Consider the following 25,648-nt stretch of genomic DNA (forward strand, 5'->3'; position numbering starts at 1 on the left):
CCGGGCGACCCCGCGGCCCGGTCGTCGCCCCCGGGGCCGGGGTGACCGACGGCGACGCCGCGGCCGCGGAGCTGCTCTCCCTCCCGGCGATGCCGACCGCGGTGTTCGCGATGTCCGACGAGCTCGCCGTCGGTGTGCTGCGCACCCTGCGCCGTGCCGGAGTGGCGGTGCCGGGCCAGGTGTCGGTGGTCGGGTTCGACGACCACGACTCGGCCGCCGTCGCCGAGCTCACCACGGTCGCCCAGCCGGTCCGCCGCCAGGGCGAGCTCGCCGCCAGGGCACTGCTCGCCGCGCTGGGCGGCGACGTCCCCGGCGACGTCGAGGTCCCGACCCGGCTGGTGGTCCGGGCGACGACGGCGCCACCCCGGGTCAGCTGACCAACCGGTCCGGGCGCAGCTCCACCCGGCGCAGCAGCTGCGCGTTGAGTGCGACGACGACCGTGGACAGGCTCATCAGCAGCGCGCCGACCGAGGGCGGGAGCACGAACCCGACCGGGGCGAGCACCCCGGCCGCGAGCGGCACCGAGACCAGGTTGTAGCCGGCCGCCCACCACAGGTTCTGCAGCATCTTCCGGTACCCGGCGCGGGACAGCGCGATCACCGACAGCACCCCGCGCGGGTCGGACGAGGCCAGGACCACCCCGGCCGAGGCGACCGCGACGTCGGTGCCGGCCCCGATCGCGATCCCGACGTCGGCCCGGGCCAGCGCCGGGGCGTCGTTCACGCCGTCGCCGACCATCGCGACGACCGCGCCGCGGTCCTGGAGCCGGGCCACCGCCTCGTCCTTGCCCTCGGGCAGCACCTCGGCGACGACCTCGTCGACGCCCAGGTCGCGGGCGACCGCCTCGGCCACCGGGCGCGCGTCACCGGTGAGCATCACGACCCGTACGCCGCGGGCGTGCAGGGCGTCCACCGCGGCCCGGGACTCCGGGCGGACCGCGTCGGCGAGGGCGAGCGCGCCCACCACCTCGCCGGGGTCCGCACCGGCCACCACGTACAGCACGGTGGCGCCGTCGTCGCTCCACCGGTGCACGTCGCCGGTCAGCTCGGCGGGCACGTCGAGACCACGCCCGCGCAGCAGCGCCGGACCCCCGACGGCGACCGGCCGCCCGTCGACGGTGGCGGACACCCCGCGTCCGGTGTGCGAGCGGAACCCGTGTGCGGCCGGGACGGCCCGCCCGTCCGCCGCGGCGACGACGGCGCGGGCCAGCGGGTGCTCGCTGTCGGCCTCGACGGCGGCGGCCAGGGCCAGGGTGTCCGCAGCGCCCGCGGTCCCGACGACCCGCGGGCTGCCGGTGGTGAGCGTGCCGGTCTTGTCGAACAGCACGGTGTCGACGGTGCGGGTGCGCTCCAGCGCGAGCCGGTCCGTGACCAGCACCCCGGAGCGTGCCGCGCGGGCCGTGGAGATCGCGATGACCAGCGGGATCGCCAGCCCGAGCGCGTGCGGGCAGGCGATCACGAGCACGGTGACGGTGCGGGTGACCGCCTGCGCGGTGTCGCCGAGCAGCGTCCATGCGGCGAAGGTCGCCACCCCGGCACCCGCGGCGAACCAGAACAGCAGCGCCGCCGCGCGGTCGGCGAGTGCCTGGGCCCGGGAGCGTGAGCCCTGCGCGTTCTCCACCAGGCGGCGGATGCCCGACAGCGCCGTGTCCTCGCCGACGGCGTCGACCCGGACCCGCAGCGCCGAGTCGGTGGCGACGGTGCCCGCCACCACCCGGTCGCCGGTGCCGCGCGGGACCGGCCGGGACTCGCCGGTGATCATCGACTCGTCCACCTCGGCGGCACCGTCGACGACCGTGCCGTCGGCGGGCACCCGGGCGCCCGACCGGACCAGCACGACGTCGCCGACGGTCAGGTCGGCCGGTGCGACCGTGCCGACCGTGCCGTCGGCGCCGACCCGCTCGGCGGTGTCGGGCAGCAGCGCGGCCAGCGCGTCGAGGGCCCCGGACGCCTGCCCGAGCGCACGCATCTCGAGCCAGTGCCCGAGCAGCATGATCACGACCAGCAGCGCCAGCTCCCACCAGAAGTCCAGCCCGCCGACGCCGAGCGAGCTCAGCATGCTCGCCACCCACGCGACGCCCACGGCCATGCCGATGAGCAGCATCATCCCGGGCCGGCGCGCCCGGATCTCGGCGACGGCGCCGGACAGGAACGGCCGGCCCGGCCAGAAGAGGATCACGGTGCCGAGCACCGGGGGGATCCACGCCGACCACGCCGGGGGCGAGTACCCGAGCAGCATCCCGGTCATCGCGCTGAACCCGACGACGGGGACGGCGAGCACCAGCGCGACGACGAACCGGTCCCGGAACACCGCCGCGTGCCCCGCGTGCCCGTGTCCGGTGTGGCCGCCGTGTCCGGCGTGGCCGCCGCCGGGGTGCGTCCCGTGCTCCCGCGGGGCGGAGGCCGCCCGTGGCTCGTCGTGCATCGTCTACCTCCTGGCGTCGTGGACGCCCGCTGCAGCGCATATACCCCCCCAGGGTATTCCCGGTGGACGGGCCGCGCGGGGTACCGTCGTGGTCGTCCCGCGGGGACACCACGGGAGGTGGTCGGCGTGGTCCGGGTCGAGGGGCACTGGCGCAACCGAAGCTGGGTCGCCGCGCACTACCGGCACCCGATGCGGCCCGGTGCCGACCAGACGGTGCTTGTCCTGCCGCACGCCCGGACGGTGTGCATCGACCTGTCCGCGCACGGCGGACCGTTCCCCGCCGAACCGGTGGACGGACGCCCCGCACCGGCGCTGCCCGCACCCCGGCCGCCCGCCGAGCGCTGACGCGGCAGGATGGTGCCGTGCCGAAGCTGATCGAGAACGCCAGCCGGGTCACCGCCGCCGGGACCCCGCCGAAGACCATCGACGAGTACGTCGGGCGGGTGAACTCCGGCGACGGCCGGGTCTCGGTCGCCCACATGCGCAGCCCGTCGGGCTGGGCCGAGCCCGGCCAGACCCCGGAGTTCGACGAGTACACCCTGGTCCTGCGCGGCGCACTGCGGGTCGAGTTCGACGGCGGGGAGCTCGACGTCGCCGCCGGGCAGGCCGTGCACACCGCGCCGGGGGAGTGGGTGCGCTACAGCTCACCCGGCCCGGACGGCGCGGAGTACGTGGCCGTCTGCCTGCCCGCCTTCGAGATCGGTGCCGCGCACCGTGACGACGAGCCCGGGAGCTGATCCGGTCCCGTGCCGCCGCCCGGGGCCCGGCGGTCGACGACGGCGCGTGGTGCCGCGCCACGGGAGCGGCCGGGAGTTCCGATCCGGTACACCTGGGGCGTGACGATCCGGACGGTTGCCCTCACCGCCCTCACCGCGCTCCTGCTGGCCGGATGCGGCACCGGCGGCACCACGGCCGCCGGTGCGGGCACCACCGGCCCGCACGCGGCCACGGCCGCCGACCTCACCGGTGTCCGCTGGCTGCCCGCCGACGGCACCGCGCAGGGCCGGGCGTTCGCCGAGTTCGCCCCGGACGGCACCTGGACCGGCTCGGACGGCTGCAACGGCCAGAGCGGTGAGTGGACCCTCGGCGACGGCGGTGCCCTGCGGGCGACGGCGGGCCTCAGCACGATGATCGGCTGCGAGAACGTGCCCGTCGCGCGCTGGGTCTCCGACGCCGTCCACGTCGAGACCGAGGGCGACGCCCTGCTCCTGCACCCCGCGACGGGCGAGCCCGTGCGCCTGGTGCGCGCACCCAGCTGACACCGAGGAGCACGTTCCCGCCCCGCGGAGGGCGCGAACGTGCTCCTCGACGCGGGTGCCGGTCGTCGAGCGTCGCGGAACCGTGCCGCCGACCACGGGAGCGCAGCGCCCGGTCCGGGACGGGTCAGCGGGGCAGCGGCAGCCAGTCCAGGACGTCGCGGATCCGGGCGTCCCAGTAGCCCCACTCGTGCTCGCCGGGGCCGAACGCGGTGCTCACGGACACCCCGGCGGCCCGGGCCAGCTCGGCGAAGCGCACCGACTGCGGGTGCAGCGGGTCCTCGGTGCCGGCGCACACGTACAGCGCGGGCGCCGCGGCCGGGTCGAGCCGGGCGAGCAGGGTGGACAGGTCCGCCTCGGTGCCGGCCACCGGGGCGCCGTCGAGGATCCGCTCCCAGATCCGGGGGTCCTCCTCGCGGGGCGGGCCCGCGGCCAGCGCGGCGAGGTCGAGCGCCCCGGACAGCGACGCCGCGGCGGCGAACCGGCCGGGCTCGGCCAGCGCCCAGGACAGCGCGCCGTAGCCGCCCATCGACAGTCCCGCCACGAACGTCTCCGCCGGGTCGGCCGACACCCGGAAGAACCGCGCCACCAGCGCCGGGAGCTCCTCGGTCACCCAGGTGCGGTAGCGGCCGCCGTAGGCCTGGTCGGTGTAGAAGCTGCGGTGCACCTGCGGCATGACGACGGCGAGCCCCAGCTCGTCGGCGTACCGCTCGACGGCGGTGTAGCGGGTCCAGGCGGTGTCGTCGTCGGACAGGCCGTGCAGCAGGTAGAGCACCGGTGGCGGGGCGTCGAGGTCGCGCACCCCGGCGCCGATCCGGGTCCGCGACGGCTGGGGCAGCAGCACCGTGACCGAGGTGGCCAGTCCGAGGGAGTCGGCGACGACGTCGCAGCGCAGCCGGGCCATTCCGGTGATCCTCGTCGGCGCGCGACCGGCCGGTCAAGGCACACTCGGGTCGTGCACGTCCTCATGTCGACCACCGCCGCGCACGGCCACGTCCACCCGAACCTGCCGGTGATGGCCGAGCTGGTCGCCCGCGGCCACCGCGTCACCTACCCGGTCCCGGAGCGGTTCGCCGAGGCCGTCGCCGCGACCGGGGCGACGCCGCTGCGGATCCGCACCGACCTGCCCGACCCGGCGAAGGGCGAGCAGTGGCCCGACGGCGGGATCGAGGCCATGCGGCTGTTCTCCGCCGAGGCCCGCTCCGCCTACGACCAGATCGCCGACGCGCTGCAGTACGAGCACCCCGACGTCGTCTGCTATGACGGCAGCGGCTGGGCCGGGCACGCGTTCTCCCGGGTCCGGGGCATCCCGCGGGTGGAGCTGTCCCCGCACATGGTGGCCTGGGACGGCTTCGAGACCGACCTGGCCGAGGCCTTCGCGTTCCTGGAGACCCCCGAGGGGCTCGCCTGGCGCGGCGAGCTGGACGCCTGGCTGGACGAGGTCGGTGCCGGCGTCGGGAGCCGGGAGTTCCTCGGCCGCCCCGACCGCTCGGTGGCGCTGATCCCCGAGGCGATGCAGCCCGAGCTCGACCGGGTCGACCGCGACCGCTACACCTTCGTCGGCCCGGTCATCGGCGACCGCTCGCACCAGGGGCTGTGGCCCAAGCCGAAGGCCCCGCTGCTGCTGGTGTCGCTCGGCTCGGCCTACACCGACCGGCCGCAGTTCTGGCGGGCCGCCGTCGAGGCGATGACCGGCACCGGCTGGCAGACCGTGCTCGCCACCGGCCCGCACGTCGCCCCGGCCGACCTCGGCGCGGTCCCCGACGACGTCACCGTCCGGGAGTGGGTGCCGCAGCTGGCGGTGCTGGCGCACGCGTCGGCGTTCGTCACCCACGCCGGGATGGGCGGCTGCACCGAGGGGTTGTGGCACGGCGTCCCGATGGTCGCGGTCCCGCAGGCGGTGGACCAGTTCGGCAACGCCGACCGGATCGCCGCGCTCGGCGTGGGCGAGCACCTGCCCGCCGACGCGGTCACCCCGGAGACGCTGCGCGAGGCGGTGCTGCGGGTGTCCTCGTCGGAGGAGGTCGCGCGCCGCTGCGCCGAGGAGAAGGCGACCGCCCGCGCGGCCGGCGGGGCCGCGGCCGCCGCGGACGTCGTCGAGGGTCTGGTGCCGTCCGCGCTGTGTGCGGCGTGCGCTCTCGTCGGTGGCTGCGGGGGACGCCGCTGAGCCCGTCCCGACCCGCGCTGGTCCGTTCGGGGCACCGTCGGGCGTGGCGATTGTGGACACAGCGTTGCCAATGGCAACGTCTGCCTCTCGGTCGGGGGGCGGGCGCGTGCGCCCGGAGAGGTGGAGCCGGTGCGCAGGACGATCATCACGCTGCTCGTCGCCGTCGGGGTGACGCTCGGGACGGCCGGGCCGGCCCTGGCCGCGCCCGCGCCGCCGCCGCCGCCGGGGCAGGGCATCACGTGGGGTCCGTGCACGAGCCCGTCGCTGCAGCAGGCCAAGGCCGAGTGCGGCTTCCTGAAGGTCCCGCTGGACCACGCGCAGCCCGCCGGCAAGAAGATCGAGATCGCGGTGTCGCGGATCCGGCACACCGTGCCGCAGGCGCAGTACCAGGGCGTCGTGCTGGTGAACCCCGGTGGCCCGGGCGGCCCCGGGCTGGGCCTGTCCCGGCTCGGCGGCGCCGTCCCGAAGAACGCCGGCGCCGCCTACGACTGGATCGGCTTCGACCCGCGCGGGGTGGGCATGAGCCGTCCCGCCCTGACCTGCGACGCCGACTACGGCGGCTACGCCCGCCCCGACTACCGGCCGGAGAACGGCGCCGAGAAGGCGTGGCTGCCGAAGGCCGAGGCCTACGCCCGGGCGTGCGGCAAGGCCGGCGGCGACCTGCTCGCGCACCTGCGCACCGAGGACACCGTCCGCGACATGGACCTGATCCGCCGGGCCCTGGGCGCACCGCAGATCAACTACTACGGCTTCTCCTACGGCACGATGCTCGGCCAGGTCTACGCCACGATGTTCCCGGACAAGGTCCGCCGGATGGTTCTCGACGGCGTCGTCGACCCCCGTGACTGGTGGTACCGGGCCAACCTGAACCAGGACGTCGCGTTCCAGCGCAACATCGAGACCTTCTTCGACTGGGTCGCCAAGAACGACGCCACCTATCACCTCGGCACCACCGGCGACGCCGTCGAGAAGCGCTTCTACGACCTCGCCGCGGAGTTCCGGAAGGCCCCGCTGGGCGGGCGGATCGGGTCCTCGGAGTGGACCGACATCTTCCTGCGCGCCGGCTACAACGTGGGGGAGTACACCTCCGTCGCCGACGCGTTCGTCGCCGGCACGAAGAAGGACGCGGCCGCGCTCAAGGCCGCCTACGACCAGGCGGGCTCGCCCACCGACGACAACAACTACGCCGTCTACCTCGCCACCCAGTGCACCGACGCCCCGTTCCCGCACGACTGGGCCACCTGGAAGCGCGACAACACGGCGACCGACCGGAAGGCGCCGTTCGAGACCTGGGGCAACGCCTGGTACAACGCGCCGTGCCGGGACTGGCCGGTGAAGCCCGGGCCCGCACCGAAGGTCGCCGGGACGCTGCGGACCGGCCCGCTGCTGATCTCCGAGACCTACGACGGCGCCACCCCCTACGAGGGCGCACTCCAGGCCCGGCGGACCTTCCCCGGCTCGTCGCTGGTCGAGGGCGTCGGCGGGCACACCCACTCGTCGTCGCTGTCGGGGATCGCGTGCACCGACGACACGGTCGCCGACTACCTGCTCACCGGCGCGCTGCCGAAGCGCACCGGCGGGGACCGGTCGGACCGGCAGTGCCCGCCGCTGCCGCCGCCGTCCCCGGCGGCCGCGGGCGGGTGAGCCGGGCTCAGCCGGCTCAGCTGCCGACGAGCACGAGCACCAGCGGCACCGGGACGGCGACGAGGGCCAGCAGCACCGCGTTCGCCACCCGGTACTCCCGCAGCACCGCGACGAACTCGCGCAGCACCGCGCTGGGCCAGTAGTAGCCGGCGGTCGGCGCCCCCACGGCCTGGGCGTCGACGCCGAGCCGCCGGGCCAGCAGCGCGGCCCGGAACGCGTGGTAGTTGCTGGTCACGATGACCCCGGGGCCATCGCCGACCAGCGCCGAGCTGAACCGCAGGTTCTCCTCGGTGGTCCGCGAGTCGGTCTCCGCGGTCAGCACCGCCGGGTCGGCGCCGTGCGCCGCGGCCCAGCGCGCCATCGCCTCGCCCTCGGCGAGCCGCTCGTCGTCGCCCTTCCCGCCGGACAGCACCAGTCGTCCGGCCCCACGCCGGGTCAGCTCGTCCATCCCGGTCGCGATCCGCGACGCCAGCAGCGGCGGCACCTCGCTGCCGTGCAGCCCGGAGCCGAGCACGACCACCCAGTCCGCGGGCCGGTCGCGCACCAGCCACCGGTAGAGCCGCGCGTAGCCGAGGAAGGCGGCGAACTGGAACGCCAGGAACGCCGCCGCGAGCAGGCAGGCCAGCCACAGCGCGCGCAGCACGAGCGAGTGCAGCGCCAGCACCGGCCAGACCGCGACGAGCAGCCCGATGATCGCCAGGCCGGTGAGCAGCGACAGCGAGTTGCCGAGTGAGAAACGCTCCCGACGCAGCATGACCGCGCCGTTGAGGACGCAGAACACCGCGAACACGACCGTGATCAGCGGCGACAGCACCACGGCGAGCACGAGCGCACCGAACACGGGGTTGCCGCCCGACCCGGCGAGCGCGAGCACCCACCCGAGGCTCACCGCCGCGGCGAGCAGCCAGTAGGCGTTGCCCAGCCGTCGGGGGTCGCGCCGGATCCGCCGCACGGTGAACACGGTGACGACGACCGCGAGCACGACGGGCAGCACGACCGCGAGGACGGTCACGAGCAGGGTGAGGAACGAGTCGGACATCGACGACGATCCTTCTCCCCGCCCCACGGACCGGCCCCGGACGGCCCGGGCGGCCACCCGGTCGTGGCGGCCGGCGGTCGGCCCGGTGCGCCGGACCGGGTCCGGCGACGGCGACGCCCGGCGGTCGGGGAGGATGACGGCACTGTGTCGTCCCTCTTCGCCCCCACCGTGCGCCTGCCCGGTGGCCGCTTCAAGCCGGACCCACCGGTCCCCGCGCGCGACGTCGCCCGCGCCGACCGCCGGGTCCGCCGCGCGACGGGGGTGCTCGCCGCCCTGGCGGTGCTGCTCGTCCTCGCCTGGTGGGTCGACGGCGGCGGCCCCGCCGGGCTGCTGGAGGGCGGCACCCGCGCGGTCGCCGAGACCGGACGGCTCTGCGGGCTGCTGGCGTCGCTGCTGCTGCTCGGGCAGGTGCTGCTCGCCGCCCGGATCCCGCTGCTGGAGCACGCGTTCGGCCAGCGGCATCTCATCGCACTGCACCGCGGTACCGGGATCGCCTCGTTCGCCGGGATGCTGGCGCACGTCGGCTGCGCGAGCTGGGCGCACGGCCCCGCCGGCGCGGGCCGCGTCCCCGCCGGGTTCTGGCAGCTGACGTGGACCCGGCCCGGGATGGTCGCGGCCTCGCTCGGCACCGTCCTGGTGGTGCTCGTCGTCGTGACCAGCGCGCGGTGGATCCGCACCCGGCTGCGCTACGAGTGGTGGCACCTGCTGCACCTGTGGGGCTACGCCGGGGTGTTCCTCGCGCTGCCGCACCAGCTGTGGGCGGGGCGGGAGTTCACCACCTCGCCGTCGCGGACGGTGTTCTGGTGGGGGCTGTGGTCCGCCGCGGTGTTCGCCGTCGTGGTCTGGCGGGTTGCGGTCCCGGTGCTCCGGTCGCGCCGCCACCGGATCACCGTCGCCGCGGTGCTGCCCGAGGGCGACGGCAGCGTGTCGGTGCACATGACCGGCGACCGGCTGCGCGAGCTCGGCGCCTCGGCCGGGCAGTTCTTCGTCTGGCGGTTCCGGTCCGGGCGTGGCTGGCCCGCGGGCAACCCGTACTCGCTGTCGGCACCGCCGACGGCCCGCTCGCTGCGGATCACCGTCAAGCAGCTCGGCGACGGCAGCGCCGCCGTCCCGAACCTGCGGCAGGGCACCCGGGTCTACATCGAGGGCCCCTACGGCAGGCTCACCCCGCGCACCCGGACCAGCCCGCGGGTCGCGCTGATCGGCGCGGGCGTCGGGATGACGCCGTTGCGGGCGCTGGCGGAGAAGTTCCTCAACGAGTCCGCCGACGTCGTGGTGGTGCACCGCTTCACCCGCGAGCCGCTGTTCGCACGGGAGTTCACCCGCCTCGCCCGGGAGCGGAACCTGCACGTGGTGGCCTCGCCCGGGCGTCGCCGGGGGGCGGGGTCGTGGTGGGGCGCCGACGCGGGCCGGGCCGACGACCTCGCCGCGCTGCGGACCCGGATCCCGGACATCGCGGTGCGCGAGGTGTACGTGTGCGGGCCCGGCCGGTGGACCGCGATGGTCCGGCGCACCGTGCTCGACGCCGGGGTGCCGGAGCGGCGCGTGCACGTCGAGAACTTCGGCTGACGACGCGTCGGGAGCCCGGGTCGGGAGGCCCGCAGGGCGCGCGGTCTGCGTCCGGTCGGGCGGGGCGGACGGGTCAGGGCGCCAGGCGCTGCAGCAGGGCCATGACCTCGCCGAGGGTCGTCTCGACCACCCGCAGGCGCTGCCCCTCCTCGCCGCCGGGCGCCGCGGGGGCGCCCGCCGCACCGGGACGACGCCGGGGCAGCGCGGCCGGGGCGCCATTGCCCGAGGTGCCCGGAGCGTTCGATCCCGTGTCCGGTGAACCCGTACCCGCGACCTCGGGGAACGCGGCCTCCGGGGACGCGGCCTCCGGGGACGGAGGGATCGGGGACGCAGGGGCCGGGTCGTGCCGTCGTTCCAGCTCGTCGAGGCGTTGCAGGGTCGCCTGCAGGGTGGCCTCCGCGCTGTCCGCCCGGACGGTCTCCCGGCGGCCCTGTTCCACGAGGCGGGCGACCCAGCTCGCCCAGGCGTCGACCTCGGCCCGCCGGTAGCCCCACGGGGCGGTGCCGAACACCGGGGGCGACGCGTCGTCGGCGGCGTCGCGGCCGAACCGGGCGGCCACACCTGCGCCGCCGACCCGGTCGTCGACCCGGTCGGCGGTGTCGCCGTCGCGTTGTGTGCCCGCCGCACCCCGTCCTGTGATCACGGGCTCAGTCAACGGGCCCGATCCGGGGGCGCGCGAGCGCGACGGGCGGCGAACGGTCACCCGTTCGGCGAACGGTGACCACTCTCGGTGAACGGTCCGCTGTGGACGATCAGGCGAGGTGGACGTACTCGTACTCGAAGGGCTTGCCGTTGATCCCGTTCGACGGCGGCGCGATCCAGCCCGCGATCTTCCCGGGCTCGTAGACCGGGCGCATCAGGTTCTGCACGAACGTCCGGTCCGCCTCCGACGGCAGCCAGTCGTCCTGGCGGGACGCCCACACGTCGGCGGAGATCAGGTTGCCCTTCGGGGTGAGCTCGTGGGAGGAGAACAGCCCGACCTGCCGGTTGAACCCGACGTGCGGAAGGTACACGCGGTCGTCGAACCCGTTCTTCTCCAGGATGCGGTTCCAGCGCTTCAGCCCGGACTGGCAGTCCTTCACGTACTCGTTGCGCAGGTCCAGGTTCAGCGCCAGCAGGGCCGGGACCTCGTCGGTGACGACGCCGCCGTCGCGGACCTGCTCCATGCCGTAGCCGTCCTCGGTCAGCACGTGGTCGTCGCGACGCCGCTCCTCCTGCCAGCGGCCCTTGAGTCCGGCGGTGAAGTAGTTCGCCGCGTTCGTCGACTGCTCGGAGCCGAACAGGTCGAGGCTGACCGAGTAGTGGAAGTTGATGTACTTCTGGATCACGTCCAGCGGGATGCCGCCGTGCGGGGCGATGTCGGCGGTGTCGTGGGAGCGCATCAGCTCGCAGGTCCGCTGGATCACCCGGTCGATGCCGGTGGTGCCCACGAACATGTGGTGGGCCTCCTCCTTCAACATGAACTCGCAGGTGCGCGAGAGCGGGTCGAAGGCGGACTCCTTCAGCGTGCCGAGCTGGTACTTGCCGTCCCGGTCGGTGAAGTAGGTGAACATGAAGAACGACAGCCAGTCCGGGGTCTCCTCGTTGAACGCGCCGAGGATGCGGGGGCTGTCCAGGTCGCCGGAGTTGCGCTGCAGCAGCGCCTCGGCCTCCTCGCGGCCGTTGCGGCCGAAGTAGGCGTGCAGCAGGTACACCATCGCCCAGAGGTGGCGGCCCTCCTCGACGTTGACCTGGAAGAGGTTGCGCAGGTCGTAGAGGCTGGGGGCGGTCTCGCCGAGGCGGCGCTGCTGCTCCACCGAGGCGGGCTCGGTGTCGCCCTGGATGACGATCAGGCGCTGCAGGTCGGCGCGGTACTCGCCGGGGACCTGCTGCCAGACCGGCTCGCCGCGGTTCTCGCCGAAGGCGATCCGGCGGTCGTCGGAGCGCTCGGCCAGGAACACGCCCCAGCGGTACTCCTCCATCGCGACGTGGCCGAACTGCGCCCAGCCCTCCTTGCCGACGTCGACGGCGGTGCGCAGGTAGACGTCCTGGGTCGGGACGGCCGGGCCCATCGTCTTCCACCAGGTGAGGAAGTTGGGCTGCCAGGACTCCAGGGCACGCTGCAGCTTGCGGTCCCCGGCGAGGTCGACGTTGTTGGGGATCTTCTCCGAGTAGTCGATGCTCATGGCTCACACCCGCTTGCGGTCGAAGTCGGCCCTGCGGCCCGTCCCGTACTTGCGCAGTGCGCCCTCCGGCCCGGAGGCGTTCGGGCGCACGAAGATCCAGTTCTGCCAGGCGGTGAGCCGGCCGAAGATGCGGCTCTCCATCGTCTCCGGCCCGACGAACCGGTGGTTGGCCTCCATCCCGGTCAGCGCGTCCGGCGAGAGCGAGGCCCGCTCCTCGAGCATGATGCGGACCTCGTCGTCCCAGTCGATGTCGTCCGGGGCGTCGGTGACCAGACCCAGCTCCAGCGCCTCGCCCGCGGTGAGGCGGCGCCCCACCTCCTTGCGGAGCGTGGCGACGTGGTCGTCGTCGCCGTGGAAGCGGCTCGCGAGCCGGGACGGCCCGTTGGGCATCGGGAAGGTGCCGAAGTTCGACGCCGTGAGCATGATCTGGGCCTCGTCGCCCTGCTCGTCGCCCTCGATCGTGCCGTCGAGCATGTACTGGCGGTCGCAGGCCAGGGCCAGCTCCAGCAGCGCACCGGCGAAGCAGGAGCCCGGCTCGACCAGCGCGATCAGGCTGCGGCTGGTGACGTCCAGGCGCTTGAGCGTGCGCTTGAAGTAGTGCCGGATCTCGTTGACCAGCCAGTCGTCGCCCGAGTGCTGCTCGATGACGCGCTCGAAGGCCAGCGCGTCCTCGACGTCGCCCCGGGTGCGGATCACCCAGGTGCCCAGCTCGGGTTCGTTGCTGCGCAGCCGCAGGATCAGGTCGTCGAGCTGGCGGGTCATGGCCAGCGGCCAGAAGTCCGCGCCGAGGGCGTGCACGCGCTCGATGCTCTCCGGGACACCGCCCCCTGGCCCGTCGACGGTGATCTCCACCAGGCCCCGGTCACGGTCGAACTCCGCGCGCACGTGCGGGTAGGTGATGCCGTCGGCGGTCTCGGTGCGCTCCAGCGGGGGCAGCTCGATCCCGTCGTCCGCGGGCAGCCGCGTCGACGCCGCCGCGGCCTCGACGGCCCGCTCGGCCACGGTCTCGTCCCAGCGGCGCTTGGGGATCACCTCGTCGACGAGCTTCCACTCGACGGCCTGCTTCCCGCCGAAGCCCTCGGACCTCGTGGCGAACACGTCGGCGCGGTCCTTGCGGACGCGGCGCTTGTCGGTGACGCGGGTGAGGCCGCCGGTGCCGGGCAGCACACCGAGCAGCGGGACCTCGGGCAGCGCGACGGTGGAGGAGTTGTCGTCGATCAGCAGGATCCGCTCGCAGGCCAGCGCCATCTCGTAGCCGCCGCCGGCGGCCGTGCCGTTGACGGCGGCGATCCAGGTCTGGCCGGAGTACGCGGTCGCGTCCTCGATGCCGTTGCGGGTCTCGTTGGTGAACTTGCAGAAGTTCACCTTCCACGGGTGCGAGGACCCGGCGAGCATCCGGATGTTCGCGCCCGCGCAGAAGTTGCGGTCCTTGGCGCTGGTCAGCACGACGGCCCTGACCCGGGGATGGGTGAACCGCAGCCGCTGGGTGATGTCGTGGAGCTCGATGTCGACGCCGAGGTCGTAGGAGTTCATCTTCAGCTCGTAGCCGGGGACGAGGCCGCCCGCCTCGTCGACGTCGAGCTTCACGTACGCGACCGTGGGGTCGTCCGGGTCGAGCGCGAGCTGCCAGTGCCGGTAGCCCGACGGGTCGCGGTCGAAGTCCACCCGCGGGACGTCTCCGTCGTCCGGGTCGACGGACGGGTCTGCACTGCTCATGGACTCCGCTCCTCCACGCGTCGTTGCGGCCATCAAAGACTACAACCAGATGACGTGGCGACGGAAGAGTGTGGAGTATCGGGGTGTGGCCCGGCCGGCTCAGCCCTGGTTCTGCACCAGCGCGGCCGGGACCTGCTTGCGCAGCTCGCCGACGTCGTTGCGGGCGAAGCCGCGCGCGGCGAGCCAGGCGGTCACCGGCTCGGGGTCGGGGTGGCCGTGCGGCACGACGTTGTAGAGGTAGTTCAGCCGCCGCCGGCCCGCCTCGGCCTCCAACCGCTCCAGCACGAACGAGCCGACGCCGGAGTGCCGGGCCGCGGGGGCGACGAGGACCAGGATCTCGGCGTCACCCCAGCTGCCGTCGAGCCGGCCGTAGGCGACGGTCGTGCCGTCGGCGTCCTCGACGCGCCACCACTCGTCGCCGAGCGGGTCGCCGTCGCCGGGCCGGCCGAGGCCGAACAGCGCGGGGTCGAGACCGTCGAGCACCCGGCCCTTCCGGTCGTCCCAGGTCGCGGGGGTCTCCGGGATCCAGTCCCACGTGTCCACGCCGGCCTCCTCGCCGTCGGTGTGTCCGCCGAGTGAACCCCGGCGGAGCGGCCCGGGTCGAGCGAACGTCCTACATCGAGACACTCCGGACGGGTCTCAGACCACCGTCTCCGGGTCGCCGGGGTGCCCCGTGGTCCCCGGCAGCGCGGCGGCGTGCGCGCGCAGCCGGTAGCGCTGGATCTTCCCGGTGGGGGTCTTGGGCAGCTCGTCGACGGTGACCACGGCGCGCGGCCGCTTGAACGAGGCCAGCCCCTCACGGCAGAACGCGACCAGCTCGGCCTCCGACGGCGCCGCCGCCGGGTCGCGGGGCACGACGAACGCGACCGGCTTGTCCAGCCCGTCGTCGTCCGGGATCCCGACGACGACCGCCTCCGCGAGCCCCGGATGCTCCAGCAGGCGGGTCTCGACCTCGCCGGGGGAGACCCAGATGCCCCCGACCTTGAGGACGTCGTCGGCCCGGCCCAGGCAGGTCCACGACCCGTCCTCGCCGCGGACGTACTGGTCTCCGGTGCGCATCCAGCGGCCCTGGAACACCGCGCGGTTGACCTCCGTACGGCACCAGTAGCCGGTGCACACCGAGTCGCCCGCGACGTAGAGCATGCCCTGCTCGCCGGGGCCGTCGATGACGCTGCCGTCCGGCCGTCGCAGCTCCACCTCGTAGCCGGGGACCGGGAAGCCGGAGCTCCCCGGCACGACCTCGCCCGGCCGGTTGGAGATGAAGATGTGCAGTGCCTCGGTGGAGCCGATCCCGTCCAGGACCTCGAAGCCGTAGCGGTCGAGGACGCCGTGGAACATCCGCGCGGGCAGCGCCTCGCCCGCCGACGCGCCGCGGCGCACGGTGGCGAACCGCTCGCGCGGCAGCTCGGCGGCGATCATCGGGCCCCAGAAGCTGGGGACGGCGAAGAACAGCGTCGCGCCGTGCTGCTCGGCGAGGCGGGAGTAGTGCTCGGGGTCCGGCCGGGACGGTTCCAGGACGGTGCAGGCGCCGACCGAGAGCGGGAAGAACATCGAGTTGCCGATGCCGTAGGCGAAGAACAGCTTCGCGACCGACAGGCAGACGTCGTCGCGGTGGATCCCGAGGACCTGGCGGCCGTAGGTGTCGGCGACGAACCGGATGTCGTCGTGGCGGTGCATGGCGCCCTTGGGCTTGCCGGTCGTGCCCGAGGTGTAGAGCCAGAGCGCCTGGGACTCCGCCCAGGTCGGGTGCGGCTCGGGCAGCGGCTCGGCGCCGTCGAGCAGGGCGTCCCAGGTCAGGGAGGTGACCCCGGCGACCAGCGGGTCGGCCCCGGTGAGCACGACGCGCTCCAGGTCGGGCGCCCCCGCGACGGCCTCGGTGAGGTGCGCGGCGAACGCCTCGCCGCCGATCACGGTGGTCGCCCGCGAGTCCCGGACGAGCACGGCGAGCTCGCGTCCGGTCAGCATCGTCGAGCACGGCACGGCGACCGCGCCCGCCCACAGGGTCGCGAGGATCGCGGTGAACAGCTCGACGTCGTCGGGCATCACGAGCAGCACGCGCTGCTCGGGCCGCACGCCGGCCCGGCGCAGGGCCCCGGCGACGAGCCGTACCCGGTCGGTCAGTGCGGCGTAGGTGAGCGAACCACCGGGGAACCGGACGGCGGTGCGGTGTCCGTCCCCGGCCCCGACCCGGGCGGCGGTGAGGTGCGCGGCGGCGTTGAACGCCTCCGGCGCCTGCTGCGCGCTGCGGGGGACGGGCACGGTGGTGTGGGCGGGATCGACGTTGTCGACGCTGACGACATCGGCCATGGTGGACGGCTCCTGTGCCGGTTCGGGGACCTGTGATGCTACACACATCGGACGGCGCGTCAACGGTGTGTAGATCGACGACGGCCCGGTGCGGGGCGGCCGGGACCGGCTCCTAGGCTCACCGTCCGTGGGGACCCTCGTCAGCTTCCATGCCCATCCCGACGACGAGTCGATCGGCACCGCCGGCACGCTCGCCAAGGCCGCCGCGCTCGGCCACCGCGTCGTCCTCGTCTTCGCCACCCGAGGCGAGCTGGGGGAGCCGGTACCCGGCGTCCTGGCCGAGGGGGAGCAGCTGCCGGTCCGCCGCTCCGCGGAGTGCCACGCCTCGGCCCGCGCCCTCGGCGTCGCCCGCGTGGAGTTCCTCGGCTACGTCGACTCCGGGATGATGGGCGAGCCCAGCAACGACGCCCCCTACTGCTTCTGGCAGGCCCCGGTGGAGCACGCGGCCAAGAGGCTCGCGCTGATCCTCGAGGAGGAGGAGGCCGACGTCCTCACCACCTACGACGACAACGGCGGCTACGGCCACCCCGACCACATCCAGGTGCACCGGGTCGGTGCCCGCGCCGGGGAGCTCGCCGGGGTGCCGGTCGTCGCGCAGAACACCACCAACCGCGACTGGCTGCTCCGCGGCATGCGCGGTCTCCGGAAGGAGCGCGGCGACGACTGGCAGATGCCCGAGATCCCCGACGACGGGTCGTTCGGCAAGCCCGAGTCCGAGATCACCCACCGGGTCGAGGCCGTCGAGTACGCCGAGACCAAGCGGGCCTCGATGCGCGCGCACGCCAGCCAGATGGGCCCCGACCACTTCATGCTGACGATGCCGGACCCGGTGTTCGCGATGGGGCTGGGCACCGAGTTCTACATCGTCGACGCGCAGCCCAACCCGGCCACCGCGCCCGAGATCTGGACCGAGGTCTTCGAGCCGCTCAGGTGACGCCCGCGCGCCGGTCCCACGCCCGCATCAGCGCGGCGTGGGCCGGGCGTTCCACCAGCCGGGTCAGCACCCAGCCGAGCAGCACCGCCGTCGCCAGCATCGCCGCGGACTGCAGCAGCGGCCCGGCGCCGAGGTCCTGCAGCCGGCGCATCAGCACGTAGCCGACGGTCTGGTGCACCAGGTAGACGCCGTAGGAGATGCCGGCGAGCCTGCGCGCCGCCGTCGCCAGCGGGGCGGGCATCCGCGAGCCCGGCCGGGGCAGCCGGGCCACCACGGCGACGAGCGCGATCCCGGCGCAGACCAGCGCGGCGGCGACCGCGTCGAGGTGGTCGAGGTCGATCCGCACGACGCCGTCGGGCCCCGGCTCGAGGCCGTGCACGAACTGGGCCAGGCCGCACACCGCGAGCAGGGCGATCGCGTGCGGGGTGCGCATCCGCCGGGTCGACCACAGCCACACCGCGATCCCGGCCACGAACAGGTGCAACCGGTGGAACCCCAGCCCGTCGACGACGGTCCGGTACCACCACGGCGGGTCGGCGACGTCGCCCGGCCGCGCCCGCAGCGGCCACAGCAGCAGCGGGACGACCACCATCGCCCACAGCAGCACCCGCAGCCGCGGCCCGTACCCCCAGCGCGTCACGCTCAGCACCGCGGCGGCGGTGAACGCCATCAGCTGCAGCGGCAACGTCCAGAACGCCGGGTCGAGCCACGGGTAGCGCTCGGTGTCCCAGTTCCCCAGCATCAGCCAGTTGACGACCATCTCCCGTGCCGGCGGCGACGCCCAGTCCAGCGGGGACACGAAGCGCAGGGCCACCCAGGCCAGCGGCACCGCGACGACGAACGCCGGCAGCAGCCGCGCGACCCGCCCCCACCAGTAGCGCCCGGGGGAGTGGCGGCCGAGCGTCGCGCAGGCGAAGTAGGCCGAGACGACCAGCAGCAGGCTCGCCCCGACCTGGTGGTCGAAGGAGACGCTGCGCGGCGCCAGCTCCGGGTGGAGCACCGGGCCGAGGTGCGTGGCGTGGTAGAGCACGACCAGCAGCACGAAGGTGCTGCGCAGTACGTCCCAGCCGGGCTCCCGGCGACGGGTCCCCGGCGGGGGTGTCGGAACCACCACATCTCCACCGTCGCACACCGCCGGCGACCTGTTGATCCGGGTGAAGGGCGCCCTGAGTGCGCGGTCGGGGGCTGTCGGTTCTACTCTCCGTAGAGCACAATCGGCGCGCGCCGTGCGACGGGCCGGGACCCACGGAGTGGATCTCCCGGACCGGACGGGCGCCGCTCGCCGGTCGGGAAGTAGAGTCTGCCCGTCCGCGAGGACGTGCTCAGGTCAGGCAAGTGCATGGAGGCCCAGGTGACAGCCGTCGAGCCCAAGCCGATCTCGACGCGCCCGTATCCGGCGCGGCGTGAGGGCAAGGGATCCACGTTCCTCAAGATGTTGAGGACGACGGACCCGAAGGACATCGCGATCCTCTATCTGACGACGTCGTTCGGCTTCTTCGCCGTCGGCGGGGTCATGGCGCTGCTGATCCGCGCCGAGCTCGCGCGGCCGGAGCTCCAGTTCCTGTCGACCGAGCAGTACAATCAGCTGTTCACCATGCACGGCACGATCATGCTGCTGCTGTTCGCGACGCCGATCGTGTTCGGTTTCGCGAACTACATCGTGCCGCTGCAGATCGGTGCGCCCGACGTCGCGTTCCCGCGGCTCAACTCGTTCTCGTACTGGCTGTACCTGTTCGGCGGCCTCATCGTCGTCTCCGGCTTCCTGACCCCGGGCGGCGCCGCGGACTTCGGCTGGTTCGCCTACACCCCGCTGTCCAACGCGATCCGCTCACCAGGTCCCGGTGCGGACTTGTGGATCATGGGCCTCGTCGTTTCCGGCCTCGGCACCATTCTCGGTGGCGTCAACTTCGTGACGACCATCGTCTGCATGCGCGCGCCCGGTATGACGATGTTCCGGATGCCGATCTTCACCTGGAACATCTTCATCACCGCGCTGCTGATCCTGATCGCGTTCCCGATCCTGACCGCCGCGCTGCTCGCGCTGGCCGCGGACCGCCACCTCGGCGCCCAGATCTTCAACCCGGCCAACGGTGGTGTGGTGCTCTGGCAGCACCTGTTCTGGTTCTTCGGCCATCCGGAGGTCTACATCGTCGCGTTGCCGTTCTTCGGCATCGTCTCGGAGATCTTCCCGGTGTTCGCCCGCAAGCCGATCTTCGGCTACAAGGGCCTGGTCTTCGCGACCATCGCCATCGCGGCGCTGTCGGTCGCGGTCTGGGCGCACCACATGTACGCCACCGGCGCGATCATGCTGTCGTTCTTCGCCTTCACCACGTTCCTCATCGCCATCCCGACGGGCGTCAAGTTCGTCAACTGGATCGGCACCCTGTGGAAGGGCAAGATCACCTACGAGACGCCGATGCTGTTCTCGGTCGGCTTCCTGGTCACGTTCCTCTTCGGTGGTCTGACCGGCATCCTGCTCGCGATGCCGCCGGTGGACTTCAACGTGTCGGACACCTACTTCGTCGTCGCGCACTTCCACTACGTGCTCTACGGCACGATCGTGTTCGCGACCTTCGGCGGGATCTACTTCTGGTTCCCGAAGATGACCGGCCGGTTCCTCGACGAGAAGCTCGGCAAGATCCACTTCTGGCTGACCTTCGTCGGGTTCCACCTGACGTTCCTGGTGCAGCACTGGCTGGGCAACGAGGGGATGCCCCGGCGCTATGCCGACTACCTGCCCTCCGACGGTTTCACCGTACTGAACACGATCTCGTCGATCGGCGCGTTCATCCTCGGTGCCTCGACGCTGCCGTTCTTCTACAACGTGTTCAAGAGCTACCGGTTCGGCCGGGTCTGCACCGTCGACGACCCGTGGGGCTTCGGCAACTCGCTGGAGTGGGCCACCTCGTCCCCGCCGCCGCGGCACAACTTCACCGAGCTGCCCCGGATCCGCTCCGAGCGCCCGGCGTTCGACCTGCACTACCCGCACCTGGTCGAGAAGGCGCGCGCCGAGGCGCACGTCGGCAACCGGGCGCACCCGACCGAGGTCCTCGCGCAGCAGGTCGGCAAGGAGTCCATGCCGGACGACGACCCCAAGTCGACCTGAGGTGTCGGCGGCTCACCCCGTCCCTCCTGGTCCGGCCCGGCCCACCGTGCTCGTCACGGTGACCGGGCCGGACCGGCCCGGTGTCAGCTCCGTGCTGTTCACCGCGCTCACCACGGCCGGCGTCGAGCTGCTCGACCTGGAACAGGTCGTGGTGAACGGCCGGCTCACCCTGGGCGCGCTCGTCGTGCCGGCAGGGGATCCGGAGGACCTGCAGGAGACGGTGGGCGCGGCGATGGACTCCATCGCCATGACCGTGCACATCGAGATCCAGCGTGACGGCCGTCAGGCCGCCCGGACGCCGTCGACGCACGTCGTCACGGTCCTGGGCAGGCCGATCACGGCCCGCGCGTTCGGCGCGATCGCCGCGGAACTCGCCGCGGTCGGCGCCAACATCGACTCCATCCGCCGGGTCGCCGACTACCCGGTGACGGGGCTGGAGCTGCTCGTCTCCCCGGTCCCCGAGGGCGACGCCGACGACTACCCGCCCGGCACGCTGCGCAGGCGGCTGGTCCGGGTGGCCCGGCAGGCGGGCGTCGACGTCGCGGTGACACGGGCCGGGCTGGCCCGGCGCAGCAAGCGGCTCATCGTGTTCGACGTCGACTCCACCCTGATCCAGGGCGAGGTCATCGAGATGCTGGCCGCCCGCGCCGGGGCCGACGTCGAGGCCGAGGTCCGGCGGGTCACCGAGGAGGCCATGGCGGGCCGGCTCGACTTCACCGAGTCGCTGACCCGCCGCGTCGCCGCGCTGGAGGGGCTGCCCGCCTCCGTCGTCGACGAGGTGGCCGCCGGGATCGAGCTGACCCCCGGCGCCCGCACCACGATCCGCACGCTGCGCAGGCTCGGCTACCGCTGCGGCGTCGTCTCGGGTGGGTTCACCCAGGTCATCGCCGGTCTCGCCCGCGAGCTCAAGCTCGACTTCGTGGCCGCGAACGAGCTGGAGATCTCCGGGGGGAAGCTCACCGGGCGGGTCGTCGGCGAGGTCGTCGACCGGGCCGGGAAGGCCGTCGCACTGCGCCGGTTCGCCGAGGCCCACGGCATCCCGCTCGACCAGACCGTCGCGGTCGGCGACGGCGCGAACGACATCGACATGCTCTCCACCGCCGGGCTCGGGGTGGCGTTCAACGCCAAGCAGGCGCTGCGCGAGATCGCCGACACCTCGGTGTCGGTGCCCTACCTCGACGTCGTGCTGTTCGTCCTGGGCATCACCCGCACCGAGGTCGAGGCCGCCGACGCCGCCGAGGGTGTGCTCCGCCGGGTCCCGCTGGCGTGACCGGTCCCGCGCCGATCCTGCACCTGCTCGCGGGCCGCTACGGGTCCGGGGCGCGGGAGCGCGACATCGCGCCGGAGGCCGACGGCGTCGTCCGGGCGATGCCGGTCGTGCTGCGGATCGAGCGCGAACCGCTCCCCGGTCGCACCGCGCTGCTGGAGGCCGCCGCGACGGCCGCGGTCGCCGTCTGCACCGACCCGCGGGCCCAGCCCGGCGGCGAGTGGTCCGACGTCGTCGCCCCCTGGGTGGACGGGCGCATCCGCAAGATCGCCCGCCGGGCGCGCGGCGCGCACTGGCGTGCGGTCCGGGAGCTGCCCGGCGTGACGGTGCGGGTCGGCGACGCCGAGGCCCGCGCGCTGGTGCCCGGACCGGTCGACGAGGCCCCGAAGGCGGTGTCGCGGCTGCAGATCGGGGGCACCGAGCTGCCCGTCGACGAGCCGGGCCCGCCCGATCCCGGCGCCCCGCTGGTACTGCTGTCCCCGTACGCGGAGATGACGGTCGGCAAGGCCGCCGCGCAGGTCGGGCACGCCACGATGCTGCTCGGTGCGGCCCTCGGCTGGCCGGTCGGTGCGGCACCGGTGTGCGCGGTGCGGACCGCGGACCGGGCCGCCTGGGCCCGGCTGTGCCCGGCCGCCGACGACGGCACCGACGGCGTGGTCGGGGTGCGCGACGCGGGCTTCACCGAGGTCGATCCGGGGACCATGACCTGCCTCGCGGTGGCCCGGGCCGCGTTTGCCGGGACCGCCGGGCGGTGATCCACCAGGTGTGACCACACACCCCTCCGCCGGTGCCCGCGACTGGGGCGGCCGGCTGCCCCGCAACGAGACCCTCGTCCTCGACGACGAGCAGCGCGCCGCCGCCGAGCGGCTCCACTCCGGCTCGGTCCGGTGGGCCGAGGAGTCCGGCTTCGCCGCCACCGACGACGACGGCGGCCTCATCGGCCCGTTCAACGCCTTCGTGCTGCGGCCCGGCCCCGGGAAGGCGTTCAACCGCTGGGTCGGCACCGACCAGCGGGACTCGTCGCTGTCGGCCACCGTGCGCGAGGTCGTGATCCTCACCGTCGGCGCGGCCTGGGGCGCGGCGTACGAGCTGTACGCGCACACCGCGGTCGCCCGGTCGGTGGGGCTGGCCGAGGACGCGGTGCGGGCGCTGCACGACGGAACCGCCGCCGACGTGCTGACCGGCGACGAGCTCGTCGTGCACCGGTTCGTCGACGAGCTGGTCCGCACCCACCGGGTCTCCGACGACACCTACGCCGCGGCCGAGGCCGCGCTCGGCCGCGACGGGGTGCTCGACGCCGTGCACCTCACCGGCATGTACCTGTCGGTGTCGGCGCTGCTGAACGCCTTCGAGATCCCGGCGCCGGAGATCCCCCCGGCACCGTGAGCACCCGGGCCCCGCGGTCAGACGGTCGCGGTGAGGGTGACCTCGACGTTGCCGCGGGTGGCCTTGGAGTACGGGCACACCTGGTGGGCGGCCTCGACGAGCTCGTCCGCGGCCGCCTGGTCCAGGCCCGGCAGGTGCGCGGTGATGTCGGCGGCCACGTGGAAGCTCACATCGTCGGGCGCCAGCTGGATGGTGGCGGTGACCTGCGTGTCGTCGGGGACGGTGATCTTCGCCGTGCGGGCGGCCAGCCTCAGCGCGCCGTGGAAGCAGGCCGCGTAGGCCGCGGCGAACAGCTGCTCGGGGTTGGTGGCGCCCCCGGGGCCGCCCAGCTCCGGCGGCATCGTCAGGTCCTGGTCGATGAAGCCGTCGTCGCTGCGGACGTGGCCGTCGCGGCCGCCGCCGGTCGAGGTGGCCTCGGTCGTGTAGTTCGCCACGGGTGCGCCTCCGGACTCGATTGGTTGCACACAACCTATATCGGGTCGGGGCCCGTCCGCCGTGTGGAGCCGGTCACGAGGACTCGCGCAGCCGGCGCAGTGCGCCGTGCACCTTCTCCCGGTCGGTGGTCTCCCAGAACGGGGGCAGGCTCGCCCGCAGGAAGCCGCCGTAGCGCGCGGTCGCGATGCGCGGGTCCAGGATCGCGACGACGCCGCGGTCGTCGGTGGCGCGCAGCAGCCGTCCGGCGCCCTGGGCGAGCAGGAGCGCCGCGTGCGTCGCCGACACCGACAGGAAGCCGTTCCCGCCGCGCGCGTCGGTGGCCTTCTGCCGGGCCGCGATCAGCGGGTCGTCCGGGCGCGGGAACGGGATCCGGTCGATGATCACGCAGGACAGCGACGGGCCGGGCACGTCGACGCCCTGCCACAGCGACAGCGTGCCGAACAGCGAGGTCTCCGGGTCCTCGGCGAACCGCTTGACCAGCAGCATCGTGGAGTCGTCGCCCTGGCACAGCAGGGGCGTGTCGAGCTTGCCGCGCAGTGCCTCGGTGGCCTGCTTCGCCGCGCGGGTCGAGGAGAACAGACCCAGCGTGCGGCCCCCGGCGGCGCGGACGAGTCCCTCGATCTCGTCGAGGGTCTCCGGCGCGAGGCCGTCGCGGCCGGGGCTGGGTAGCCGCCGGGCGAGGTAGAGGATCCCGGACTTGGCGTGCGCGAACGGGGACCCGACGTCGAGGCCCTGCCAGCGCGGCGCCTCCGGGTCCTGGACCGGGCCGTGCCCCTCGTCGACGCGCGACGGCGGGGTGGCCCCGGCCTCCCTGGGCTGCGAGGCCGGCAGGCCCCACTGCCGGGCCAGCGCGTCGAACGACCCGCCCAGGGCCAGGGTCGCCGAGGTCAGCACGGTGGTGCGGGTGTTGAACAGCCGCTCGCGCAGCAGCCCGCCCACCGACAGCGGCGCGACCCGCAGCACCTTGTGGCGGGAGCCGTCGGGACCCTGCTCACCCAGCCAGACGACGTCGCGGCGCGTGGCCGCGTCGGTCTCGGAGAACGTCTCCAGCAGCCGCGCGGCGGTGTCGACGACCTCGTCGAGCACGGCCTGGGCGAGCTTGCGCGCGGCGGCGCCCTCGGGGTCGGCGTCGTCGCTGCGCTTGTTCGCGCCCATCGACTGCCGGCAGCCCGCCCCGGCCGACAGGATCGCGTTCAGTGCGCCCGCGGCGGCGGTGGTCAGCGACTCCCAGCGCCCGGGGGGCATGTCCTCCAGCACCGCGGCGAGACCCTCACCGGCCTCCGCGAGCCGGTCCGCGGTGTCCTGGTCGACGAGCTTTCCGCAGCGCCGGGCCGCGGTCGCGACGGTGCCCGCGGTCAGCTCGGCGGTGGCCGCGCCGGTGACCCGGTCGACGAGCTCGTGCGCCTCGTCGACGATCACGACGTCGTGCTCGGGGAGCACCTGAGCCTCACCCATGGCGTCGATCGCGAGAAGGGCGTGGTTGGTGACGACGATGTCGGCCCGCCCCGCCTCGGCCTTCGCCTTCTCGGCGAAGCAGTCCTCGCCGACCGGGCAGCGGCTCGCGCCGAGGCACTCCCGCGCGGTCACCGACACCTGCCGCCACGCGGAGTCCGGGACGCCGGGGACCAACTCGTCGCGGTCCCCGGTCCCGGTGTCCGACGACCACTCGTGCAGCCGCTTCACCTGCCGCCCGAGCGCCGAGATGGCGAACGCGTCGAACAGTTGCTCGTCGCCCGGATCGTCGTCCATGTCGCCGTGGAGCTTGTTCATGCACAGGTAGTTCCGCCGCCCCTTGAGGATGGCGAAGGTGGGCTCGCGGCCCAGCACCTTCTTCAGGCTCTTCGCGACGCGCGGCAGGTCCCGGTCCACGAGCTGGCGCTGGAGCGCGATCGTCGCCGTCGAGACGACGACCGTGGTGTCGCGGGCGATCGCGTGCCGGATCGCGGGCACGAGGTAGGCCAGCGACTTCCCGGTGCCGGTGCCCGCCTGCACGGCCAGGTGCTCTCCGGACGACAGCGAGCGGCGCACCGCGTCGGCCATCCGGTCCTGGCCCTGGCGGCGGGAGCCGCCGACCGAGGTGACGGCCACCTCGAGCAGCTCGTGCACACCGGGCAGGTCCTGGGTCCGCACGGGGGCCGTCGAGGGGGGAGGCACGTCCGGCAGGTTACCGAGCGCCCCCGACAGGTCCGGCCCTGACCGTGCCGCTCGGCACCCGGGACCGCGCACCCGGCGT

General features: G+C 74.0%; 23 protein-coding genes. 12 read left to right on the forward strand and 11 right to left on the reverse strand.

Translation table 11 applies throughout. The annotated features are described in order from the left end of the window. Positions 1-377: substrate-binding domain-containing protein (locus tag NH602_RS01675; RefSeq protein WP_253066801.1), on the forward strand; the 377-nt coding region annotated here is incomplete at its 5' end. Here NH602_RS01675 and NH602_RS01680 read toward each other — a convergent pair. Next, positions 370-2,424, reverse strand: coding sequence for a copper-translocating P-type ATPase (locus NH602_RS01680; protein WP_253066802.1), 2,055 nt, complete (start codon positions 2,422-2,424; stop codon positions 370-372). The genes NH602_RS01675 and NH602_RS01680 overlap by 8 nt on opposite strands. A 126-nt stretch (positions 2,425-2,550) precedes the next feature. On the opposite strand from NH602_RS01680, the gene NH602_RS01685 reads away from it, so the two are divergent. The 3 genes from NH602_RS01685 to NH602_RS01695 all read left to right on the forward strand — a co-directional run bounded on the left by NH602_RS01685 (position 2,551) and on the right by NH602_RS01695 (position 3,683). Beyond that, complete coding sequence (locus NH602_RS01685) at positions 2,551-2,769, forward strand: hypothetical protein (protein ID WP_145983253.1); 219 nt, start codon at positions 2,551-2,553, stop codon at positions 2,767-2,769. A gap of 17 nt (positions 2,770-2,786) precedes the next feature. Then, positions 2,787-3,161, forward strand: a complete 375-nt coding sequence (locus NH602_RS01690) for a cupin domain-containing protein (RefSeq protein WP_062400727.1) — start codon at positions 2,787-2,789, stop codon at positions 3,159-3,161. A 99-nt stretch (positions 3,162-3,260) separates the two neighbouring features. After that, positions 3,261-3,683, forward strand: a complete 423-nt coding sequence (locus NH602_RS01695) for an META domain-containing protein (protein WP_253066803.1) — start codon at positions 3,261-3,263, stop codon at positions 3,681-3,683. A 124-nt stretch (positions 3,684-3,807) separates the two neighbouring features. Here the strand turns inward: NH602_RS01695 and NH602_RS01700 are convergent, their stop codons facing one another. After that, on the reverse strand, positions 3,808-4,584 hold the full coding sequence (locus tag NH602_RS01700) for an alpha/beta hydrolase family protein (protein ID WP_073576200.1): 777 nt from the start codon (positions 4,582-4,584) through the stop codon (positions 3,808-3,810). A 51-nt stretch (positions 4,585-4,635) separates the two neighbouring features. Here NH602_RS01700 and NH602_RS01705 point away from each other — a divergent pair, with 51 nt between their 5' ends. Together NH602_RS01705 and NH602_RS01710 are read left to right on the forward strand one after the other, a co-directional pair. Continuing rightward, positions 4,636-5,847: a macrolide family glycosyltransferase gene (locus NH602_RS01705; protein WP_253066804.1), complete on the forward strand. Its 1,212-nt coding sequence runs from the start codon at positions 4,636-4,638 to the stop codon at positions 5,845-5,847. 129 nt (positions 5,848-5,976) lie between these two features. Beyond that, positions 5,977-7,491 (forward strand): alpha/beta hydrolase, encoded by a 1,515-nt coding sequence (locus tag NH602_RS01710; protein WP_253066805.1) that lies wholly within the window; start codon positions 5,977-5,979, stop codon positions 7,489-7,491. A gap of 16 nt (positions 7,492-7,507) precedes the next feature. Here NH602_RS01710 and NH602_RS01715 read toward each other — a convergent pair whose 3' ends face one another. After that, the gene (locus NH602_RS01715; RefSeq protein WP_179760913.1) at positions 7,508-8,530 is read right to left on the reverse strand and encodes a YdcF family protein; all 1,023 of its coding nucleotides are present in this window, start codon (positions 8,528-8,530) and stop codon (positions 7,508-7,510) included. Between the two features lie 144 nt (positions 8,531-8,674). Between NH602_RS01715 and NH602_RS01720 the strand changes: the two genes are divergently transcribed. Then, positions 8,675-10,099 (forward strand): ferric reductase-like transmembrane domain-containing protein, encoded by a 1,425-nt coding sequence (locus NH602_RS01720; RefSeq protein ID WP_253066806.1) that lies wholly within the window; start codon positions 8,675-8,677, stop codon positions 10,097-10,099. 73 nt (positions 10,100-10,172) lie between these two features. Here the strand turns inward: NH602_RS01720 and NH602_RS01725 are convergent, their stop codons facing one another. The 5 genes from NH602_RS01725 to NH602_RS01745 form a co-directional block, all read right to left on the reverse strand. Beyond that, positions 10,173-10,742, reverse strand: coding sequence for a hypothetical protein (locus NH602_RS01725; protein ID WP_253066807.1), 570 nt, complete (start codon positions 10,740-10,742; stop codon positions 10,173-10,175). 109 nt (positions 10,743-10,851) lie between these two features. Continuing rightward, complete coding sequence (gene boxB, locus NH602_RS01730; RefSeq protein ID WP_253066808.1) at positions 10,852-12,264, reverse strand: benzoyl-CoA 2,3-epoxidase subunit BoxB; 1,413 nt, start codon at positions 12,262-12,264, stop codon at positions 10,852-10,854. 3 nt (positions 12,265-12,267) lie between these two features. Continuing rightward, entirely contained in the window at positions 12,268-13,980 is a 1,713-nt protein-coding gene (gene boxC, locus NH602_RS01735; RefSeq protein WP_253066809.1) for a 2,3-epoxybenzoyl-CoA dihydrolase, read from the reverse strand. A gap of 99 nt (positions 13,981-14,079) precedes the next feature. Continuing rightward, the gene (locus NH602_RS01740; RefSeq protein WP_253066810.1) at positions 14,080-14,523 is read right to left on the reverse strand and encodes a GNAT family N-acetyltransferase; all 444 of its coding nucleotides are present in this window, start codon (positions 14,521-14,523) and stop codon (positions 14,080-14,082) included. Positions 14,524-14,619: 96 nt separating this feature from the next. Beyond that, positions 14,620-16,287 carry a benzoate-CoA ligase family protein gene (locus NH602_RS01745; RefSeq protein WP_253066811.1) on the reverse strand — a complete coding sequence of 556 codons (1,668 nt, stop codon included), beginning with the start codon at positions 16,285-16,287 and terminating at the stop codon, positions 14,620-14,622. 127 nt (positions 16,288-16,414) lie between these two features. Between NH602_RS01745 and NH602_RS01750 the strand changes: the two genes are divergently transcribed. Next, positions 16,415-17,221, forward strand: a complete 807-nt coding sequence (locus tag NH602_RS01750) for a PIG-L family deacetylase (RefSeq protein WP_208825722.1) — start codon at positions 16,415-16,417, stop codon at positions 17,219-17,221. Here NH602_RS01750 and NH602_RS01755 read toward each other — a convergent pair. Then, positions 17,214-18,332: an acyltransferase gene (locus NH602_RS01755; RefSeq protein ID WP_253066812.1), complete on the reverse strand. Its 1,119-nt coding sequence runs from the start codon at positions 18,330-18,332 to the stop codon at positions 17,214-17,216. The genes NH602_RS01750 and NH602_RS01755 overlap by 8 nt on opposite strands. A gap of 240 nt (positions 18,333-18,572) precedes the next feature. On the opposite strand from NH602_RS01755, the gene ctaD reads away from it, so the two are divergent. The 4 genes from ctaD to NH602_RS01775 are packed head-to-tail and all read left to right on the forward strand — an operon-like array spanning position 18,573 to position 22,980. Further along, positions 18,573-20,327: a cytochrome c oxidase subunit I gene (gene ctaD / locus NH602_RS01760; protein ID WP_253066813.1), complete on the forward strand. Its 1,755-nt coding sequence runs from the start codon at positions 18,573-18,575 to the stop codon at positions 20,325-20,327. 46 nt (positions 20,328-20,373) lie between these two features. Further along, on the forward strand, positions 20,374-21,597 hold the full coding sequence (gene serB, locus NH602_RS01765) for a phosphoserine phosphatase SerB (RefSeq protein WP_253066814.1): 1,224 nt from the start codon (positions 20,374-20,376) through the stop codon (positions 21,595-21,597). Then, positions 21,594-22,349 carry a peptidyl-tRNA hydrolase gene (locus NH602_RS01770; protein WP_374210114.1) on the forward strand — a complete coding sequence of 252 codons (756 nt, stop codon included), beginning with the start codon at positions 21,594-21,596 and terminating at the stop codon, positions 22,347-22,349. Before serB ends, NH602_RS01770 begins: the two co-directional genes overlap by 4 nt. Positions 22,350-22,359: 10 nt before the next feature. Next, positions 22,360-22,980, forward strand: coding sequence for a carboxymuconolactone decarboxylase family protein (locus NH602_RS01775; protein ID WP_253066815.1), 621 nt, complete (start codon positions 22,360-22,362; stop codon positions 22,978-22,980). 17 nt (positions 22,981-22,997) lie between these two features. On the opposite strand, the gene NH602_RS01780 is transcribed toward NH602_RS01775, so the two are convergent. Then, the gene (locus tag NH602_RS01780; RefSeq protein WP_253066816.1) at positions 22,998-23,414 is read right to left on the reverse strand and encodes an organic hydroperoxide resistance protein; all 417 of its coding nucleotides are present in this window, start codon (positions 23,412-23,414) and stop codon (positions 22,998-23,000) included. A 73-nt stretch (positions 23,415-23,487) separates the two neighbouring features. Continuing rightward, complete coding sequence (locus NH602_RS01785; protein ID WP_308292798.1) at positions 23,488-25,569, reverse strand: ATP-dependent DNA helicase; 2,082 nt, start codon at positions 25,567-25,569, stop codon at positions 23,488-23,490. Positions 25,570-25,648: the final 79 nt, after the last annotated feature.

The organism is Pseudonocardia sp. McavD-2-B (genome assembly GCF_024124365.1).
Lineage (GTDB): Bacteria > Actinomycetota > Actinomycetes > Mycobacteriales > Pseudonocardiaceae > Pseudonocardia > Pseudonocardia alni.